Below are 19,505 nucleotides of genomic sequence, written 5' to 3'. Positions count from 1 at the left end.
AATTATTAAGTAAATTTAGATCATTATAGCTGATGTCCAAACAAAGTTTGATATAAACCCTTCTCTTCTAATAAAGAAATATGATCTCCTGCCTGACTTACCTGACCATCATCCAGTACATAAATGACATCCGCTTGACGAATCGCACTTAAACGATGTGCAATGATTAAGGTTGTACGACCTTGCAAAAAATGAGCTAAGTTGCGATGGATTTTGGCTTCCGTTTCGACATCAAGTGCCGACGTAGCTTCATCTAGTATCACCACTTTTGGATCAGCCAACACCATTCTCGCTATGGCGAGCCGCTGACGCTGACCACCAGATAGGCGCACACCATTGCGTCCAACCAAGGCGTCTAATTGACCTTCTATCGATTCAACCGTCGTTTTTAACTCTGCAATTTCCAATGCTTGCCAAAATTGTTCTTCGGTAAATGTTTTCCCCATCGATAAATTGTCACGAATAGATGCGTTGAACAAGATGGGTTGTTGAAGCACAGTGGCAACATGCTCACGGATTAAGTCATATCCGACCGATTCAACCGCGGTATCATTGATAAAAATTGCCCCTGATTGCTTCTCATAAAGACCGAGTAACAACTGCACGAGCGTCGATTTACCACCACCTGAAACAGCAACTACAGCCGCTTTTTTTCCTCTAGGGATAGTTAAAGACACATCTTGTAGAATAGGTTGCTCAGGCTTATACGCAAAATTGACCTGCTCAAATCGGATCTCAATATTTTGAGCCGTTTTAAACGGATCGACCTTCGATTCGAATTGTGATTCGGTCTCATAGGCAAAGACATCGTTGAGTCTTTTAAGCGCTGCACTTGCGCCGTAATAGGCGTATTGAATACCGAGCAACTCTTGAACTGGGCCCATCATAAACCACAAATAACCAAATACAGCGAACATCTGTCCGATTGAAAGGTCTGAAAACACGACCATCAACATGGCAACCGCACGGAATACTTCAAACCCGAGTAAAAACACGGTAAAACTCAATCGATTTACAGCATCCGTTTTCCATTGAGCGTTGACCGACTGGGTTTTCAAATGCACCGCAGCGTCTCTTACTTGGAAGAAGTAGTTTTGCTCTCGACGACACGCTTTTAATTGCGTAATTGCATCCAGCGTTTCCACTAAAGCAGTCTGAAATGCTTCGAAGGCCGCATTCTCATCTCGTTTAAGTGTTTTGACGTGTTTCCCAAAACGGCGAGAAAAATAAATTACCGCTGGGTTTAAAAACAGAATAATGGCGCCAAGTACAGGATGTATCCATAGCAATACAGCAGCTGTGCCAACAACGGTTAAAATGCCTAACAAAAACCGAGACAGCGTTTGACTAATAAACTTATCGATTGTTTCGACATCCGTGATACAGCGAGAACTGATAGCCGCCCCACCTTCGGTCTCAAACGTTTTTAGATTCACCAATGGCAAGTGTTTGAGCAATCTCACTCGAATAGACAAACTAATGTCTTTGCCAATGATGGTGAATTGTCTCGATTGCCAAACACCTAAACCCAGTGCACAGAGCCGCATGAACATCACGGTAAATAAAATGCATAGCACATATCCGATTGGTCCATGCCATTGCTCAGGAAGGAGCTTATTTAACCAATCGATTGCAGCGCCTGGCTTGTTTAGCAACACTTCATCAACCAACAGCGGCATCATCATCGGAATGGGCACACTCACAAGCGTCGCGAAAATAGCAATAACGTGTGCCAAAATGAGTGTTTTTTTATGTTCTAATACTTGTTTAAACAAGGCCTTAAAAGAAAGAGAAGGCACATTAATGGGTTTCATATCATGCTCGCTTAAGTGCCACAAAAAGTACGGTAGCCAACACCACCATCTGCCGCGGGTTGAACATATTGTTCGGGAACATTGTCGTAGTCATAAGGAGTGGAGAGCGCGACCATCCAATCCGTGATAAATGTTTTATCACCTTGTTTGGTTGTTGAAATTGCATGCTCCACCAAGTGATTTCGAGGGATCAACGCAGGATTCATTTGTAGCATCAAAGGCAACGCATACGCTTTATCGACACAACGTGCCCATTTCGCCTGCCAGTCAGCCAAAAGTTCGGGCAATTCATAAGGCGTAAACGTCCCCTTTGTCAGGCTCATCGTTAACGCAGCAAAGGTGTTGGTGTAATCGGCTTTCGTTTTTGTTAGTAGCGCTTTAAATTCTTCCACCAACGTTTGATGTTCAACCTTCGTTTTATTCAAACCCAGTTTATCGAACCACAATTGATCGTAGCCCTCATTAAAAACAACAGCAAATGCAGAAAGCGCCTCAGATAGCTTGCTCACCGCAACTTGCTCATCAGCAAAAAGCGGTATTAACGATTCAGCGAGCCGAGCACAATTCCAATTGGCTATGGTTGCTTGCTGACCAAAGGCGTAACGCCCTTGTTTATCTATTGAGCTAAACACGGTATCTAGGCTGTAATTTTCCATCATGGCACATGGGCCATAATCAATGGTTTGACCACTCACGAGTGCATTATCCGTGTTCATCACTCCATGCACGAAACCGATACGCAACCAGTGTAGGATTAATCTAGCTTGCTGTTGACAGACAGCTTCCAAAAATTCAATCACGCGGGCTTCACCGATTGATTTGATGCCGGTGTAATGCCTCGAAATTGCTAACTCCATCAAGGCGTTTAGTTTTTCAATATCGTGCTGCATTGCAACATATTGAAAACTCCCTATTCGAATGTGGCTGTCCGCAATGCGTACACTTAGACCTCCGGCTTCTCGCTGTTGGCGATACACCTCATGATGAGTGTCTAAAACGCCCAAGCAATGTGTGGTTGGTACACCTAAATGCCACATAGCATCACTCATGATGAATTCTCGAATGACGGGACCCATTGCACTTAATCCATCACCTCCACGAGAAAATCGGCTTGGTCCACTTCCCTTTGTTTGCACATCCACACCACCATCAACACTCTCTAATTGAGCAACTAACTGGGCGCGACCATCTCCAAGAGACGGGTTAAAGTGGCCAAATTGATGCCCACAATAGGCGAGAGAGACAGAAGGCCCACTCGATGACTGGTTTTGCCCTGAGAATAACGCCAGTGAAGACGGCAAATCTAACGGCCATTGATAGTGGTTTGCCACGCGTTCATTCCAAAGCAAAATAGTACTTTGTGTGAATGTGTAACGCGGCGTTGGCACGGCGAACTCATCGCCTAAAACGGTATATCTGAAGGGTTGAAAATCCACGCTAAGCCTCATCGTTGGGCGAATTTTAGTCGACCGATTAAATTTTCACAAAAAGGGACGATATTGCACTATATTCAAAAGCATGCTTTCTAAATCGATGCGATAACATGGTCCGTTCATTTTTTGCTTTGCTGTGTTCTTTATTTAGTATCGCAAGCTTTGCCCAACATGTGAACATCGCAACGGGTCATTGGCCTCCATTTATGGATGAAAACGACCCAGATAAAGGCTGTGTTGCCAAACTACTTCGTGATGCGTTGAGACTGGAAAACATTGAAGTACGTTTTGAATTCATGCCATGGCAACGCGCCTATATCGAAGGTCAAAAGCCACGTTATGCTGGAACTGCCTACTGGTATTTCAGTGAAGAGAGAGCGAACACGTACCTCTATTCTAAGTACCCCATTACGTATGAAGTCAATTTGTTTTACCACCTTCAAGACAACCCGATGACGGCAAAAAACTTCAATGATTTGGAAGGAAAAATCTTGGTGTTAACGAAGGGGTTAACGTATCCAAGAAATCTTTTAGATATCATAGCGCAAAAGAAAATTAGCGTGATTGAAACAACTTATACAACACAAAACCTACCACTCGTGCTTGCCAAACGCGGCGACGTTGCCATTTTGAATACCCAGACAGCAGACGCCTACCTACAAACACTATCGGATGAAGAACGCAATCAAGTCGTCGCTCACACAACTCCCGCTTTCACAATGTCTGGATACATGCTGTTTAACCATCAAAATAAAGACATTGCTGAAAAATTCGATAGCGCAATGGAGCGGCTGTTTGAAAATAAGGCTTATTTGGAAGAGTATCAAAAACGCTGCCCTCCCTTGCCATCATCACCGCCACAAAAACAAGAAGCGAGCGTGCTGTAAGGTTAGCGCATTTAAAGCGTTTGGCGGCAACTGTGGCGCCGCCTAGCTGTTCGGAATTACTTTTGATTTGGGATGATTTGGATTTCCACGCGACGGTTCATCGCTTTACCCTGCTCCGTTTGATTGCTCGCAACAGGTTGCAACTCGCCCATGCCTTGAGTTTGTAACCGTACTGCCGCAACTTGGTTAGCGACGAGATAATTACGTACACTCATCGCTCGTTGCTCTGAAAGACGTTGATTGTAATCACTCGCGCCAGTTGAATCTGTGTGTCCAATAATCGTGAGCCACGTTTTGTCGTATTTATTCATCACCTTCGCAACACCGTTTAGTGTGTTGTAAAATTCAGGCGATATTGAAGCTTGGTTTGACGCAAAGGTAATGTTGGATGGCATGACCAACGTCATGTTATTTCCTTCACGAACGACATCGACTCCCGTGCCTTCAAGTTCACGACGAAATTCGGCTTCCTGTTTGTCCATATAGTCACCAATAGCCGCACCCGCTATCGCACCAATGGCGGCACCAATGAATATGCGTTTATCTTTATGATTGCCAGTCGCTTTACCGAGTACGGCACCAGTCGCCGCGCCAATCGCTGCACCTTGACCCGTATTGGTCATTTGACAACCTGACAGTGCAATTACCGTGGCAAGGGAAATAATGAGTGGTTTCATTTTCATAACCAATCCTTTATGAATGCTTTTATTGTTCTATTTTGGCAAACAAAACTGAATAAAGCATGAAAGCCCTCATAGGAAATAAACGGATTGCCCTAAATTAGCTAAATTTTGGGAATGATCTCGAGTGGGATTGGGGGCAACTGATAAGGCGCAACAAGCTGCGATAGCTGATTTGAAAGCGCGAGTGACATCATGCCATCACGAACGCGCAACCCAGCGTAAGAATGAGCAAACTTAAGACTCATCGCCATGTTGCCATAAATTTTCTGCGTGTAACGAAAGTCCACTTTTTTCAGTTGATGACTCGGTTGGTTTAAAATACTCATCGAGTGGTCGGCCGTTTCCTCAACCGCGATGACCAAGTCCACTCGATTCTTTAATAGAAGGTCTATGGCGACTTTCTCTGTATTGACCGAGACTTTATTTAACTCTCTATCTTCATCAAAACGCGGGAAGAAAACGCCACCACGCATTACTGCAATACGCTTGTTATAGAGATCATCGTAATTTTCGACAACCAGCTCTGAATCGGCTCGCTTATAGAAAACAAAAGAAGATTGTAAAACCATGTAAGGCGGTTCGACAAACGACATTATTTTTTGACGTTCTTTGGTGTTAATGAGTCCCCCCATGATGTCTATCTCGCCTTGCGACAACATTCTTACACAACGAGAAAAAGGACATGCGATGGGTTGAATATCGTATTCAGCTGATTGAGGTAACGCATAAAGAATATCAAGAATGAGGCCCTGAATATTACCATCATCGTCAATACGACTGTATGGAGGAGCATGATCAACCCCAACCAAAATCGTCGATTTGGCAAAACTTGGCGCAATGAAGAGCAATAAACTTAGCAACACAATTCTTGGCATAGAACCACAGTACTCACTTTAAGGTGGTTAGCATAAGTGTAGTTGTATGACTAAATAAAACACGAATAATCTGGCCCAAAGTCTGCTCTTACTTTATTTGCGATTACCAGTCATAATTTGGACATTCTATTGCCATAAACTTAACGGTCAACCAAAAGTTTGAGTCAAAAATGTTAGTGCATATTTTTTATCAGTTTTTTTTATTAGGTTGTACAAGTTTCGGTGGGCCTGTTGCGCACATTGGTTACTTTCGACGTCATTTTGTCGAACACTTAGGCTGGATTAAACCTGAACGTTTCGCAAATATGATTACCTTGTCGCAGGTGCTTCCAGGCCCAGGTTCCAGTCAAGTTGGGTTTGCGATTGGGCTTGAGAAAGCAGGCTGGCTTGGTGGGCTTGCTGCATTTGTCGGTTTCACTCTACCATCCTTTTTAATTATGGTAATGCTGGCGTTCGGCGCATCAACGCTACAATCAAGTATGGATGGTGTGATTACTGGTCTAAAGCTCTTTGCGGTGGTCATCGTTGCCGATGCGGTGATCAGTATGGCGAGAAACTTTTGTAAAACAACACCGCTAAAAGTAATCGCCACGTTGGTCGCTGTTTTCCTATATTATCTCCCTACACTCAACACGCAACTGCTCGTACTCGGATTTGCCTTTTTGATTGGGTGCGTCGCTCCTCTTAGCAGCATCCCAGACGCTCCAAATAAATCGTTAAACCGCTTTGCATGGCTACCCTTTTCTATGGTCATCATTGGGTTTGCGATGTGTCTGAGTCTTTTCAACGACACACTTTTCGCGCCATTCTATCAAGCTGGAAGCTTAGTGTTTGGCGGTGGGCATGTCGTGCTGCCGCTGTTACAGGCGAGCCTACCAAACATTAGTGATGAAACATTCCTAACCGCTTATGCAGCCGCACAAGCAGTGCCGGGCCCTATGTTTACTATCGCAAGCTATCTAGGTGCATTCTGGGATGGCTCTCCGGATATTCTCAATGCGCTAACCGCCACCTTGGCGATATTCTTACCAGGCTTACTCTTAATCGGGGCATTTTTGAATCATTGGCAAACATTACAAAACTTACCGCGTTTTGCACACATCATTGCAGCATTAAACGCTGCCGTTGTCGGTATTCTATTCGCGGCATGGTTAAACCCTATCATTCCAAGCGCGGTCCATGAGGTATGGCAGTGGCCGGTCATCGTGTTAGGGTATTTCACACTATCAAAGTTTAAGCCGCCTATCTGGGTTTTGTTAATCGCGTTTGCAGGCATCGGTCTGATAGCTGCACAATAAAAATGTGGCCTAGGCCACACTTTTATCTCATACGCAATTCAACACCTTAGAGTTTAAGGCTGCATAATGCCTGTGATGCTTTGGTAAGGACGTAAACCAAATCGAGGGAGTTGTGCCAGCAAGTAATCATACAGGTCGGCTTGCAGATGCTCGTAAAAAACCCAAGATGTGTTACGGCTAAAACAGTAAATCTCGATAGGCAAACCATGATTTAACGTTTGCAGCTCACGCACCATCGCTAGGCAATCGTTGCTTACGTCTGGATGCTGATTGATATAGGCTTCAGCATAGCGGCGGAATATGGCGACGTTGGTGCCTTCTTGCCACAATGACACATCCATTTCTTTGAGCAGCGGCTCTTGTTTTAAGTTTGTCGTTTGCTCCGGTGTTAACTGAGTCACAGAGTGAAGATCTAAGTAGAGAGCTCGCGTAATTCGCCGCCCAGCCGATTCTTGCATTGCTCGCCAGTTTTTGAATGACCCAGCAATTAAAGCGTACGTAGGAATTGTCGTCACCGTATTGTCCCAGTTGCGCACTCGCACGGTGTTTAATCCCAAATCAATCACTTCACCGTTGGCACCGTATGTATCCATTTGGATCCAATCACCCATTGTGACTAATCGATTGGCCGCAATTTGAATGCTCGCCACAAACCCTAAAATGGTGTCTTTGAACACAAGTAGGGTAACGGCTGCAATAGCACCAAACCCGGACAAAATATACGTCGGTGATTTGTCTAAGATAATACTGACGACCAATATCAAACAAACGATAAACGTAACGAGTTTTGCAACTTGCACAATACCTTGGATTGGCACTTCTTTTGCGAAACTAAACTGGTTGTATATCCCATGAGCTAACCCAATGATACTGCTCATTAAAAAACCAGACATGATGACCAAAAAAACCTGACCGCCGGTACGGCAAAGTTCCATACCCCAATCTGGTAACACAAGGATCTGCTCGAAACTGGCCAAAAATGCAACGATGGTAATTAGCATCGCAAGGCGACGATTTGCTTTATTAAGCTGACCACTTAAATGCCCTATCCGAGATGGAGACAATCGCGTCATCAAAGATTGAATACTTGGCAGCATCAAGCGTCGAGTAAACCCGTAAAGCACCATCAACAGTACAACACCAACACCATTTGAAATTAAGGCGCTGATCAATTCGCCCTGAGGGAAACGATCAAACCAAGGTTGAAGCGCGGCTTGCAATGAAGTAGACATCATAAAGAATTGATTTCCTCATGGAGTGTAATCGATTTGAATTGCAACGTTGGTTCATAACTGCCAATCCGATCGTCTTTCCCCTGCCAAAGGCGATTCACGTATTGTTGGAATTCCACACGATACGCCTTGTCGTCTTGATAATTTCCCAGTGGCACAGAACTCATCGCATTCACTTCTATATCCACATAGACCCCTTTTAAACGACCCTGCATAAAGCTTCGGCAGATGTGAATATCGGGAGTGTCATAAACTAAGGTAGTATTTAGAATCGCATCCAATTGCTCAGACAGCACTTCGAGGGCGAACGCAGTACCGCCAGCCTTCGGCTTCAACAAATGACGAAATGGGCTTAATTGTTTTGCTTGCTTTTGCTTTGTAAAACGTGTGCCTTCGACAAAATTAATAATGGTCGTTGGGTAATCACGAAATGCGCGACAACTCGCTTTCGTGCGCGCCACGTCCATCCCTTTCAGCTTAGGATTTTTGGCAATTTGCGCTTTGGTCGCTCGCTTCATAAAAGGCATACCTAGAGCCCAAGCCCCAGAGCCAATAATCGGCACATATTTCAATTCATCTTTTAAGAAAAACTTTGGAGCAGGTAGTCGGTCAAGAGCACTCAAAACAACAATGTCTAACCAACTTAAATGGTTTGAAACAAGTAAGTACCAACCTTTATCCGAGATCTCTCCCGACACATGTAGCTGAACGTGCTCACACCCAATCTGCAATGAAATGGCGTTACCACGACACCAATTACGGTAACTCCAGTTCAGTAAGAGCGTGATCAGCTGCATTGGGAAGATAAGTTTAATAACGCCCAAACATAAAATCAGCAGGCCCCACAATAGCGTGTTGCCCAATAAAAAGGTCGTAGCAATCAGACCAACAAACCAATTAGGTAAGACTCGCTTTAACATTCTACACCCTCTCAACATGTTCAGAACGGTTGTGAAGCTCAACCAATTGCTGGTCTTTTTGTAGCCAAACTCGGTTGAGTTCCGCCTGAAACTTTACCCTAAATTCATTATCGCTTGAATAATCGCCGCACCAATTATCCCCAGCAGGCATGACCTCTACCTGAACATCGATTTGAGGTACGTGCCCTGACACGAAATCCATAAACGTAGGACGACCTTTTGGGTAGTGTAAAGTGACATTTACCACCTTCTTAATTTGTTCTCCCATCGCCTCCATAACAAAAGCCACTCCGCCTGCTTTGGGTTTCAATAAATGTTGAAATGGGCTGTTCTGTCTTGCATGCTTTTGTTCCGTGTACCGAGTCCCTTCAACAAAATTAACGATGCTAACGGGCATTGTTTTAAATTTCTCACAGGCCTTTTTCGTGGTCTCTAAATCTTTGCCTTTTAGTTTTGGGTTTTTCTTTATTTGGCTTTTGGAACTTCGTGCCATAAATGGAAAATCCAATGCCCACCAAGCAAGTCCCAACAAAGGTACATAAATAAGCTCTTTTTTCAAAAAGAAATTAAGAAACGGGATACGACGATGCAAAACTCGCTGCAACACCAGAATATCAACCCAGCTTTGGTGATTGGCAATAACGAGATACCAATCTTTGTATTTGAGTTCTGGCACCTTACTTACGTTAAACTTAGTCGGGATCAGAAGCGATTGATTCAGGTTGTTACATGCAACCCAGAAGCTAGCACAGGACTTGGCTATCGCACTCACCATGGTTTGCCATGGTTTGATAGGAATGAGCTTTAAGAAGCCACATAGGAAAATAGGAATACACCACACGACGGTATTCACAAAATACAACACCAATCCCAACACTGCGCGAATAAACGACATTGATTCTCCTTTTTTTACCAAACGGATGCGACCAATCACATTTCGTTCACTATATTATCATTAAACTCTACAAGAAAACGTCACCTATCTGTGGATATGACCTAAAATCCGAGGTCTAAGCACTTTGCGCTTTGGCATTCACCAAGACAAATTGCCCTTGCTTGGCTAAAATTGATTGAGCTCATCGCCTCTGGCTGGCACAATTTCCCATTATTCTTTATTTAGTGTGATTGACGACATGGCAAACTTAGAAGCAAACCGTTGGTTTACTGAAATCAGTGACAGAGATGGCAGTGCATTTTCACTGCGTGTTAAACGTAAATTAGACGAAAAACAGTCTCCATTTCAACTTGTTGAAATGTTTGAAACAACTGACTTTGGCAACTTAATGATTATCGATGGTTGCACGATGGTCAGTACCCGCGAAAACTTTTTTTATCACGAAATGATGAGCCACCCAGCGCTTTTCTCGCACCCAGCGCCTAAAAATGTCGTCATCATTGGTGGTGGCGACTGTGGCACATTACGTGAAGTTCTTAAGCACCCAGGTGTCGAAACGGTAACGCAAATTGACATCGATGAGGTTGTCACTGAGATGTCACTTAAGTACTTTCCTGAGTTGTGTGAGTCGAACAACGATCCGCGCGCAACCGTGATGTTCGATGATGGCATCAAGTACATGAAAGAAGCGGCGCCTGAATCAATCGATGTGGTTATCGTCGACGGTACTGATCCGGTAGGCCCAGGTGAAGGCTTGTTTAACCACGCGTTTTACAAAAGCTGCTTGGCTGCGCTTCGCCCTGGTGGCATCATGATCCAACAAAGTGAATCGCCACTGATGCACATGCCTCTTCTATGTGAAATGCGTGATGCGATGCTTGAAGTCGGTTTTGCTGATCTTATCACGATGCCTTTCCCACAACCTATTTATCCAAGTGGCCTGTGGTCTGCAACAATGGCTCGAAAAGGCGAAGCCTTTAATGGTTTCCGTGAAGAGGAAGTCAACGCTGCAACGTTCCAAACCGAATACTATAATTCAGGTATCCACAAAGGTGCGCTTGCAACGCCAAACTTTATGAAACGTGCTTTTGAGAAGAAATAAGCACGCTTAGACAAATCACTCGGCCGCCATTGCGGCCGTTTTTATTTATCGGCCCGAATAATCGGAGACTTATCGCAAGCAAATTTGCGCTCAGATTGGTTCATGCTAAAAATAATGTTCAAATAAATAAAAGAATCACGCAATGAAAGTTACCCACTCACTTCTGTTTGCGACATTGCTCAGCGCACCAACCCTTAGCTTTGCCAGCAAACCTTTGTCTTTCAAAGACGTTTTTGACTTCAAACAAACCAATAATACCCTGCTTTCAGAGGATGGTCAGTTGCTCGTAACCAGTGCAAAGCCCTACCGCGGCGACCCGACAGGTTTGGTTTATCAATTAGAAACAAATGCGTTACTTGCATCTGTACCACGAGGTTCTAAACCCGTTATCAATAAGTCAGCAACTTGGGTCGCATTTACACAGGATGCCGATTTACTCAAAACAGAAACAACGAAAAAATCCGACCGGAAAAAACTTAAAAAGAATTTAGTGCTAGTACACGCAAAAACGGGTGAACAAACCGAGTTTACTGACGTGAAAGATTACCAATTGTCTGATGATGGGCTGTGGTTGGCCTATCGTAAAGACGTTGATAAAAAGAAAGAAACAGCGAAAGAAGCGCCTCAAGAAAGCGACAAAGACGACAATGCAATCAAAGCCGATAAAAAAGACACGTTGCTGCCGTTGATACTGGTTAGCCTCAGCGACCTAAAAGAAGTCACTTTTGATTCGGTGAACAGTTATGCGGTTTCGAATTTTGGATTAATTTGGCAAGTTGGTTCGGACAATGGCAAAGACAACCGAATTAGCTTTCGCAATTTCCAAGAAAATGAGGCGGTGAATCTACTGAGCGAGCCGGGTATTACCGTGTCCACCTTTAGTTGGCATCCAACTAAGGCGCTGGTTGCATTTAGTGAGGGTAACTATGTAAACGAAGACAGCCGTCGTCGCGATTACCACATTCGCTTATGGGATGCGGATAAAACGCAATTAAGTACAATACCAAACCAAGATGGCTGGTTCAGCGCCAAAACGGCGAAACTTCAGTGGTCTGAAAAAGGTGAGCGTTTATATTTTGGTAATAGCCCGTTTTTAGCCGCTAAAGCACCGGAACTCAAATATAAAGACGCAAACTCTCTTACCGACTTTGACACGATTCGAGCCCAAAAGGGGCTTAAAGTGTGGCATCCAAACGATGCTGAAATAAAGCCGCGTGAAATCAATCAATGGAACAAAGAAAACAAGCACAAGCAATATCAAGCGGTTTATCATCTTGCGAGCGACAAAGTCGTTCAGCTCACCACACCGAGTTTGCCAAATCTTACGCTAAACACGGAAGCAACGACGCTGCTAGCAAATGATGACTCTGCATACCTGAGTCAAATCACCTACAATGGTTTTTACAGCGACTACTATAGCCTCGATATTTCATCAGGAAAAAGTCAGATAGTTGTCAAGAAAAGTCGTTTTGTGCCTAGCGTTTCCCCTGCCGGCCACTTTGCCGTCTATTTTAATGACGGTGAATATTGGTTCAAAGATTTACCTTCGCAAAAAGTAAAACCACTCACTCGGGCCGTTCAAAATGTGCTTTTTGCAGATGATAAACACGACTATCCGAGCGAGCAACCAGGCCAAGGTATTGCGGGCTGGAATCTCGATGAAAGCCAAGTTTTGGTGTACAGCAAATATGATATTTGGTCATTTGACACCAAAACGCTCCGCGCGACACCACTGACACAAGGTAAACCAACTGACACCATATACCGAGTGGTGACGTTGGATAAACAGTGGCAAGGCTTTTCGTCAACCGATACATTGCTCTTACAAACCTTCAATCTAAAAACGAAAGAAAGTGGCATCGCGACGCTCAATCTTGAAACCAAAAAAGTGACGCAAGTCCTTGATGGCGAAGCTCGATTTGATTTGATTGCCAAAGCAAAGCAACACGATAAGCTCATCTTCACCAAACAAAGCTACCAAGAATTTCCCGATCTTTGGCAAACCACATCGACATTTAAAAAGTCACAGAAAGTAACGGCTGTCAATCCACAACTGAATGATTTCGCTTGGGGCGGAAAGCCCGAATTAGTTCAATATAAAGGATATGATGGTGAAGACTTACAAGGCGTATTAATTAAACCAGCAGGGTATCAAGCTGGCCAGAAAGTCCCTGTCGTCATTTACTTCTATCGTTATATGACGCAGCGTCGTTATGACTTTCCTAAAATGGAGCTGAATCATCGACCTAATTTGCCCATGTTCACCTCAAATGGCTATGCGGTATTCCTACCTGATATTCGTTTTGAAATCGGTCATCCCGGCAAATCTGCAACAAAAACGATGATGAATGCCGCACAAAAACTGATCGACATTGGTGTTGCCGATCCGAATAATATCGGCTTGCAAGGTCACTCTTGGGCCGGTTATCAAAGTGCGTTCATGATCACCCAAACAAATATGTTTAAAGCCGTGATTTCTGGTGCGCCTGTATCTAATATGACTTCGGCCTACAGCGGCATTCGTTTAGGTTCGGGTCTTGCGCGTCAATTCCAATATGAAACAGGCCAAAGCCGCATAGGTAAAGCGCTTTATGAAGCGCCAGAACTATACATTGAAAACTCCCCTGTCTTTTTCGCTGATAAAGTCGAAACGCCTATTTTGATCATGTTTGGCAATAAAGATGACGCTGTGCCATACAATGAGGGCGTACAGTACTATCTAGCGCTTCGAAGAGCAGGTAAAGATGCTATCTTCCTAGAATACGAAGACGAGCCACATCACTTGAAAAAGTTTCCAAATCAGGTCGATTTCTCGATTCGAATGATGGAATATTTTGATCATCACCTAAAAGGCAAACCGGCACCTGAGTGGATGCAAAAAGGAATTCCTTTTATTGAGGAGTAATGTCGACATTTGGTGCTCGTCACTTCTAGTAAAGTAGAGCATCAACCACCGGAAACAACGTGGTTGAACAGAAATAAAAAAGGAGCGTTAAGCTCCTTTTTCTCGAATAGCTCTTACTACGATTTATTTGGCACTTAGCTCTATTGGGTTTGGCTTGGAGCCACGATTAAAAAGTCGCCCTAGTTGCAAAATATCACGATTCAAGATTAGAACAGTAATCATCATCAGATCGACCAGAGTTCCTCCATAACCAAATATATCCCACAGTATCCAAGGTGTTCTATTACTGTAAATATCGACATCAATATGCATGCTTAAATAAAGTAATGTGCTAATGCTCAATCCACCAAAAACATAATACGAAGCTGTATTAAAAGGCAATTTGGCTACTTTTAAGGTAGTGAAGATGAGCGTAATCGTTACCAAATCGAAAATAGCCCAGTTGAGATAAGCATTTGGTTGAACCGTAAGTGAAGCTAAATCATCAGAAATAAAATAGGAAAGAAAAACATAAAATGAGGTAACTATTGTTGGCATCAATTTATGCTTGGTAGTGAAGTGCATCAATACATTTATAAGGAAAGCCATGAGAAAGCCCCAAACGATCAATGCACCTAATGTAAGTCCAAATATATCTCGTAGTAACACTCTTATACTTTTTCTTTTTGTTCGGGCTCTGGAGTGATGCGTGGGCCAGCACCAGAAACCATTGCCAACATTTCACTTGTAAAAACCACCTTACCAGACAAAACAGGTGATTGACCAGCGAATTTAGTCGAACGGTTTTTTAGTGCCATCTTTTTGATCATATTTAACATTTTGTTTTCCCTCAGAGAGTAAAGTTCTTCTTATTCATCACAATCCCCTAAAAAATTGGGGTATTGCAAAAATGTGAGGGATCAATATCAAGTACTATGCCAGATCTTCGAAATTCAGATATTTTTGTTAAAATTTGATTAACAAACAAACTAAAGGCAAGAAAAAACCACCGCTTGGGTGGTTTATTATACGGATTACTCAAAAATCGTACTGGGGCTCACGACGTACAGGTGAGTCGTCGTTTAGATCTCCGAGTCAAATTTTTGGCAAATCGTAACTGTCTGATTACTTTGTATTCTCTGCGGCAATTGCTGCTTTTACTTGCGGCAATGAGGTGCCTCCAAGCGCCTTTCGGGCGGCAATACATGCATCAATTTCAAGCACTGGATAGACATCATCGGTAATAACATCACAAACCGCTTGGAACTGAGGCAAACTGAGCTCTTCTAAGTTCTTACCTTCACTAATCGCCAACTGCACCAACTGCCCCACAATATGGTGACCTTGTCGGAACGGGATCCCTTTAGCGACTAAATAATCTGCCAATTCAGTCGCATTTGCATGCCCACCTTTTGCTGCGGCTAAGGTTCTTTCGCCATTCACTTTTACGCCGTTGATACACGCTTGCGCCATATGAATGCAGGCCAGCCAAGTCGCTAACGCGTCAAATAGCCCTTCTTTATCTTCTTGCATATCTTTGTTATATGCCAACGGCAATGCTTTGACCGTCATACACATGGCGCTTAACGCACCAAACACCCGCCCAGTTTTGCCACGGATGAGTTCAAGCGCATCAGGGTTCTTTTTTTGTGGCATCAACGACGAACCGGATGTCACAGAATCCGACAATTCAATGAAACCTGCTTCTCCACTGTTATAAAAAATCATGTCTTCAGCTAACCGCGATAAATGCAGCATCGAAATTGATGCGGTGCTGAGTAGTTCTAGCACAAAGTCTCTATCTGATACGGCATCAAGGCTGTTTCTCGTTGCACTATCAAAACCGAGTTCTTTTGCAAGCGCAGTACGGTCAATCGCATACGCAGTCCCGGCCAACGCGCCACTACCAAGAGGACACTGATTGAGACGAGCTAAAGCATCAGTTAATCGTCCAGAGTCACGGTTCAGCATTTCAACATAAGCCATACACCAATGGCTAAATAGGACTGGCTGAGCTCGCTGCAAATGGGTATAACCCGGAAGTATTGTTCCAAGTTCTTTCTCTGCCAAAGTCAAAAAAGCCTGCTTAAGATCCGCTAAGGCTTCTAAAATAATTTGCGCTGTTTTGCGGCTCCAAAGACGAAAGTCCGTCGCAACTTGGTCATTACGACTACGACCTGTGTGCAGTTTTTTACCCAGGTCACCTACTTTTTCAATTAGCTTACTTTCAACATAAGAATGGATGTCTTCATCACCTGCCGTCGCAATGGCCTCAGGATCCGCTTGAACCTCTACTAATAACTCATCCAAAGCCGCCGTTAACGTTTGCAATTCCGACGTTGTTAGTACGCCAACACTGGCTATCGCTTTTGCCCATGCTTTAGATCCAATAATGTCTTGTTCTGCTAGTTGGAAATCGAAAGGTAATGAATCATTGAACTGTTTGAATGCCGAATCTGGCCCCTCAGAAAAACGACCGCCCCACAATGCCATAGTTATCTCCTAGAATACGAATTAGAAGGCAAGTACATAACCTTGCCTTCGAGATCTGCACGTTGATTTATTTTGCTTTGTTAAGTGCAGCAATACGGCTTGATAAAGAGTAAAGACGAATAAACCCTTCTGCATGAGCTTGGTTGTAAACGTCATCTTCACCAAAGGTGGCGAAATCTTCACTGTAAAGGCTGTTCGGTGAACGTTTCTGAACAGGCATCACTTGGCCTTTATACAGTTTTAACACCACTTCACCGGTTGCGTATTCTGAAAGCGCTTCGGCCCCGGCTAAAACCGATGCCTTCAATGGTGTAAACCAACGACCGTCATAGACTAAATGAGCAAACTCATTGCCCAGTAATTCTTTCCACTTACGACTCGTTTTATCCAACACCAATTCATCAATAGCCTGCAACGCAGCAACCATAACGGTGCCGCCAGGGGTTTCGTAACAGCCTCGAGATTTCATACCAACAAGTCGGTTTTCAACGATGTCGATACGACCTACCCCATGAGGCGCCGCTATCTCATTTAATTTCACCAAACACTCGTAAGGAGAGTAACGCTCACCATTCACCGCCACGATTTGACCTTTTTCTACTTGCACAGAGACGTATTCGGCTTTATCTGGTGCTTGTTCTGGTGATGCTGTTATGGTCCATACTTGTTCACTTGGCTCATTCCAAGGGTTTTCTAGCTCTCCACCTTCCGTTGAAATGTGCCATGCGTTTGCATCTCGGCTGTAGATTTTCTTAAGAGATGCTGAGCAAGGAATGTTACGCTCATCTAAGTAATTAAGGAGTGATTCTCGACTGGTTAGGTCCCACTCACGCCATGGTGCAATTACTTTTAAATCCGGTGCAAGTGCCGCAAAACACGATTCGAAACGAACTTGGTCATTTCCCTTACCTGTACAACCATGCGCTAACGCATCAGCTCCCACTTTTCGTGCTATTTCAACCTGTGCTTTGGCAATAATAGGGCGTGCCATTGATGTACCAAGCAAGTATGTACCTTCGTAAATACAGCCTGTTTTTAAGGTTGGGTAAATGTAATCCGCTACAAACTCTTCTTTCAAATCAACAATGTGGCATTCAGATGCCCCCGACGCAATCGCTTTAGCTTCTACGCCCTCAAGTTCAGCGTCACCTTGACCTACATCGGCCACGAAACACACGACTTCACAGCCGTAGTTTTCTTTTAACCATGGCACGATCGCCGAAGTATCCAGACCGCCAGAATAAGCCAATACTACTTTTTTAATTTCGCTCATTGTTCATAATCCTTAGAGATAACTTGGGTTCAACAAACTGACGAGAAGCGCATTTTGCGCGTGCATGCGGTTTTCAGCTTGCTGCATAATTCTTGATTTCGGACCATCCATCACTTCAGACGTAATTTCATACTCCCGATGTGCAGGTTGGCAATGTAAAACGGTTGATGCCCCAGTTTTTTCAACAAGCTCTTGGTTGATTTGATAAGGCATGTAAGTATCAACAACTTCTTTAAGTGGCGTTTTATCACCCATTGACACCCACGTATCAGCATAGAGCACATTTGCACCGACTGCCGCTTCAATACGATCACTAATTGAGACTGAAGCGCCATTCGCAGCCGCGAGTTGCTCTGCTTGTTTGAGAATTTGCGCGTCAGGTGAATGCCCTTTTGGACACACCGCAACGAAATCGGTACCGAGGGTCGCTGCGAGCAACATCAATGAATGCGCGACATTATTCCCCTCCCCCAAGTAAGCGAGTTTCAGCTCTTTCACGTCACCATACACTTCTTGCAGCGTCATGAAATCCGCCAATGCCTGACATGGGTGATATAAATCACACAAACTATTGACGACTGGCACACTGGCATTCTCAGCCATGCAAGTTAATGTGTCGTGGCGCATCACTCGAGCCACAATAGCGTCAGCCCAAGTCGAAATATTGAGGGCGAAATCTTTGACTGATTCACGGCTACCCATTGCGCCATTTTGTTGATCTAAGTAGACAGCATGACCACCTAACTTATTGATACCAACATCGAACGAAACGCGTGTGCGCAAGCTTGGCTTTTCAAAAAGGGTAACGATTGATTTCCCTGCCAACGCTTGTGCGTAATCAGCAGGGTTTTGTTTCATTTTGATCGCAAGATCGAGTAGTTGCTTGAGCTCTGCTTTTTTAAACTCAAGGCCGTGAATATAATGCTGCATTATGGATTCCTCTAAGGCGTAATTTTGGTACCTACGTGCTCGCCGGCTAAAAGCGCGGTAAGGTTTTCTGGCTTTTGCCAGCTAGAGATATAAACGCCTCGTCGTAATTGTTCGGCGGCGGTTAGGCTCGTTTTCACTTTTACCTCCATTCCACCCACAATTACCTCTTCTTCGATTAGTTTCGCGATTTGATCTGCATTTAATTCATGAAGTGGTTGCTTATTCGCATCAAGCACAGCTTCCACATCAGTCATAAAAATAATTTCCGCTTTAAGGTGCGCAGCAATCGCAGCAGCCGCTTCGTCGGCATTCACGTTATACAGCGACCCGTCTTCGCCTAGACCAATTGAACTCACGATTGGTGTAAAACCTGCATTCAACATCGCTGGGATAACCCCATCTTGAGTGCCATCACACTCACCAACCTGGGCTAATACTTTCAATTTTTGTTTGACCAAAATGCCAGCTTCGAACAACGACAAACCGATCGGTTTCATGCCACTGACTAATGCCGCCCCCATTAATTGTTTGTTCGCCGTACCTGCGAGCGCACCAACGATATACGGCATTTGTTCACGAGGCGAAATTCGAAGACCTTGATGTTTTGCCGTAGCAAAACCCGCATCTTTAAGCCAACTGTCAACCAATGCGCCGCCACCATGTACAACCACAAAATGAAAGGCTGTTTGTACTTTCATTACTTCGAACAATGCTTTCGACGCTTCTTCAGAATTTAACACCGCGCCACCGAGTTTAATTACCCAAATTGGTTTTGACGTACTCATG

The 19,505-nt window shown here is 44.1% G+C and carries 16 protein-coding genes and 1 pseudogene; 4 read left to right on the top strand and 13 right to left on the bottom strand.

What is annotated here, in order from left to right:
• Positions 1 to 23: 23 nt before the first annotated feature.
• Positions 24 to 1,814 (bottom strand): ABC transporter ATP-binding protein, encoded by a 1,791-nt coding sequence (locus NI389_RS12240; protein ID WP_308360169.1) that lies wholly within the window; start codon positions 1,812 to 1,814, stop codon positions 24 to 26.
• An 11-nt stretch (positions 1,815 to 1,825) separates the two neighbouring features.
• Positions 1,826 to 3,250: a protein adenylyltransferase SelO family protein gene (locus NI389_RS12235; protein WP_308360167.1), complete on the bottom strand. Its 1,425-nt coding sequence runs from the start codon at positions 3,248 to 3,250 to the stop codon at positions 1,826 to 1,828.
• A 107-nt stretch (positions 3,251 to 3,357) separates the two neighbouring features.
• On the opposite strand from NI389_RS12235, the gene NI389_RS12230 reads away from it, so the two are divergent.
• Positions 3,358 to 4,134: a substrate-binding periplasmic protein gene (locus NI389_RS12230; protein WP_308360165.1), complete on the top strand. Its 777-nt coding sequence runs from the start codon at positions 3,358 to 3,360 to the stop codon at positions 4,132 to 4,134.
• A 56-nt stretch (positions 4,135 to 4,190) separates the two neighbouring features.
• Here NI389_RS12230 and NI389_RS12225 read toward each other — a convergent pair whose 3' ends face one another.
• Complete coding sequence (locus tag NI389_RS12225; protein WP_308360164.1) at positions 4,191 to 4,817, bottom strand: OmpA family protein; 627 nt, start codon at positions 4,815 to 4,817, stop codon at positions 4,191 to 4,193.
• A gap of 101 nt (positions 4,818 to 4,918) precedes the next feature.
• Entirely contained in the window at positions 4,919 to 5,692 is a 774-nt protein-coding gene (locus NI389_RS12220) for a substrate-binding periplasmic protein (RefSeq protein WP_308360163.1), read from the bottom strand.
• A 170-nt stretch (positions 5,693 to 5,862) separates the two neighbouring features.
• Between NI389_RS12220 and chrA the strand changes: the two genes are divergently transcribed.
• Complete coding sequence (gene chrA, locus NI389_RS12215) at positions 5,863 to 6,990, top strand: chromate efflux transporter (protein WP_308360160.1); 1,128 nt, start codon at positions 5,863 to 5,865, stop codon at positions 6,988 to 6,990.
• A 53-nt stretch (positions 6,991 to 7,043) separates the two neighbouring features.
• On the opposite strand, the gene NI389_RS12210 is transcribed toward chrA, so the two are convergent.
• From NI389_RS12210 to NI389_RS12200, 3 genes are read right to left on the bottom strand one after another with little or no spacing between them, the layout of a single operon-like run.
• On the bottom strand, positions 7,044 to 8,225 hold the full coding sequence (locus NI389_RS12210; protein WP_308360158.1) for a mechanosensitive ion channel family protein: 1,182 nt from the start codon (positions 8,223 to 8,225) through the stop codon (positions 7,044 to 7,046).
• Positions 8,222 to 9,142 carry an acetyltransferase gene (locus NI389_RS12205; protein WP_308360157.1) on the bottom strand — a complete coding sequence of 307 codons (921 nt, stop codon included), beginning with the start codon at positions 9,140 to 9,142 and terminating at the stop codon, positions 8,222 to 8,224. Before NI389_RS12205 ends, NI389_RS12210 begins: the two co-directional genes overlap by 4 nt.
• A 1-nt stretch (position 9,143) precedes the next feature.
• Complete coding sequence (locus NI389_RS12200) at positions 9,144 to 10,037, bottom strand: acyltransferase (RefSeq protein ID WP_308360155.1); 894 nt, start codon at positions 10,035 to 10,037, stop codon at positions 9,144 to 9,146.
• 238 nt (positions 10,038 to 10,275) lie between these two features.
• On the opposite strand from NI389_RS12200, the gene speE reads away from it, so the two are divergent.
• A complete protein-coding gene (gene speE / locus NI389_RS12195; RefSeq protein ID WP_308360153.1) occupies positions 10,276 to 11,139 on the top strand; it encodes a polyamine aminopropyltransferase in 864 nt (287 codons plus the stop codon).
• Positions 11,140 to 11,281: 142 nt separating this feature from the next.
• Positions 11,282 to 14,044: an alpha/beta hydrolase family protein gene (locus NI389_RS12190; protein ID WP_308360152.1), complete on the top strand. Its 2,763-nt coding sequence runs from the start codon at positions 11,282 to 11,284 to the stop codon at positions 14,042 to 14,044.
• Positions 14,045 to 14,167: 123 nt separating this feature from the next.
• Here the strand turns inward: NI389_RS12190 and NI389_RS12185 are convergent, their stop codons facing one another.
• From NI389_RS12185 to argB, 6 genes and pseudogenes are all read right to left on the bottom strand, one after another.
• A complete protein-coding gene (locus NI389_RS12185; RefSeq protein WP_308360150.1) occupies positions 14,168 to 14,632 on the bottom strand; it encodes a hypothetical protein in 465 nt (154 codons plus the stop codon).
• Between the two features lie 62 nt (positions 14,633 to 14,694).
• Positions 14,695 to 14,862: a hypothetical protein gene (locus tag NI389_RS12180; RefSeq protein WP_308360149.1), complete on the bottom strand. Its 168-nt coding sequence runs from the start codon at positions 14,860 to 14,862 to the stop codon at positions 14,695 to 14,697.
• A 289-nt stretch (positions 14,863 to 15,151) separates the two neighbouring features.
• Positions 15,152 to 16,516: pseudogene (argH, locus tag NI389_RS12175) on the bottom strand (argininosuccinate lyase); the annotation flags it as partial.
• A 67-nt stretch (positions 16,517 to 16,583) separates the two neighbouring features.
• The gene (locus tag NI389_RS12170; protein ID WP_308360148.1) at positions 16,584 to 17,789 is read right to left on the bottom strand and encodes an argininosuccinate synthase; all 1,206 of its coding nucleotides are present in this window, start codon (positions 17,787 to 17,789) and stop codon (positions 16,584 to 16,586) included.
• A gap of 12 nt (positions 17,790 to 17,801) precedes the next feature.
• Positions 17,802 to 18,719: an ornithine carbamoyltransferase gene (locus NI389_RS12165; RefSeq protein ID WP_372588600.1), complete on the bottom strand. Its 918-nt coding sequence runs from the start codon at positions 18,717 to 18,719 to the stop codon at positions 17,802 to 17,804.
• Between the two features lie 11 nt (positions 18,720 to 18,730).
• The gene (gene argB, locus NI389_RS12160; RefSeq protein ID WP_308360147.1) at positions 18,731 to 19,504 is read right to left on the bottom strand and encodes an acetylglutamate kinase; all 774 of its coding nucleotides are present in this window, start codon (positions 19,502 to 19,504) and stop codon (positions 18,731 to 18,733) included.
• Between the last annotated feature and the right edge of the window lies 1 nt (position 19,505).

This window comes from Pseudoalteromonas xiamenensis (assembly GCF_030994125.1).
Lineage (GTDB): Bacteria > Pseudomonadota > Gammaproteobacteria > Enterobacterales > Alteromonadaceae > Pseudoalteromonas > Pseudoalteromonas xiamenensis_B.
The sequence above is the reverse complement of the archived record's forward strand: the minus strand, read 5'-3'. Positions and strand labels throughout refer to the sequence as shown.

What these genes read in the sequence shown, in the direction of transcription:
- NI389_RS12240 (WP_308360169.1), bottom strand. Translation starts at nt 1,814, where the DNA reads ATGAAACCCATTAATGTGCCTTCTCTTTCTTTTAAGGCCTTGTTTAAA.
- NI389_RS12230 (WP_308360165.1), top strand. Translation starts at nt 3,358, where the DNA reads ATGGTCCGTTCATTTTTTGCTTTGCTGTGTTCTTTATTTAGTATCGCA.
- NI389_RS12225 (WP_308360164.1), bottom strand. Translation starts at nt 4,817, where the DNA reads ATGAAAATGAAACCACTCATTATTTCCCTTGCCACGGTAATTGCACTG.
- NI389_RS12220 (WP_308360163.1), bottom strand. Translation starts at nt 5,692, where the DNA reads ATGCCAAGAATTGTGTTGCTAAGTTTATTGCTCTTCATTGCGCCAAGT.
- chrA (WP_308360160.1), top strand. Translation starts at nt 5,863, where the DNA reads ATGTTAGTGCATATTTTTTATCAGTTTTTTTTATTAGGTTGTACAAGT.
- NI389_RS12210 (WP_308360158.1), bottom strand. Translation starts at nt 8,225, where the DNA reads ATGATGTCTACTTCATTGCAAGCCGCGCTTCAACCTTGGTTTGATCGT.
- NI389_RS12205 (WP_308360157.1), bottom strand. Translation starts at nt 9,142, where the DNA reads ATGTTAAAGCGAGTCTTACCTAATTGGTTTGTTGGTCTGATTGCTACG.
- NI389_RS12200 (WP_308360155.1), bottom strand. Translation starts at nt 10,037, where the DNA reads ATGTCGTTTATTCGCGCAGTGTTGGGATTGGTGTTGTATTTTGTGAAT.
- speE (WP_308360153.1), top strand. Translation starts at nt 10,276, where the DNA reads ATGGCAAACTTAGAAGCAAACCGTTGGTTTACTGAAATCAGTGACAGA.
- NI389_RS12190 (WP_308360152.1), top strand. Translation starts at nt 11,282, where the DNA reads ATGAAAGTTACCCACTCACTTCTGTTTGCGACATTGCTCAGCGCACCA.
- NI389_RS12185 (WP_308360150.1), bottom strand. Translation starts at nt 14,632, where the DNA reads ATGGCTTTCCTTATAAATGTATTGATGCACTTCACTACCAAGCATAAA.
- NI389_RS12180 (WP_308360149.1), bottom strand. Translation starts at nt 14,862, where the DNA reads ATGTTAAATATGATCAAAAAGATGGCACTAAAAAACCGTTCGACTAAA.
- NI389_RS12170 (WP_308360148.1), bottom strand. Translation starts at nt 17,789, where the DNA reads ATGAGCGAAATTAAAAAAGTAGTATTGGCTTATTCTGGCGGTCTGGAT.
- NI389_RS12165 (WP_372588600.1), bottom strand. Translation starts at nt 18,719, where the DNA reads ATGCAGCATTATATTCACGGCCTTGAGTTTAAAAAAGCAGAGCTCAAG.
- argB (WP_308360147.1), bottom strand. Translation starts at nt 19,504, where the DNA reads ATGAGTACGTCAAAACCAATTTGGGTAATTAAACTCGGTGGCGCGGTG.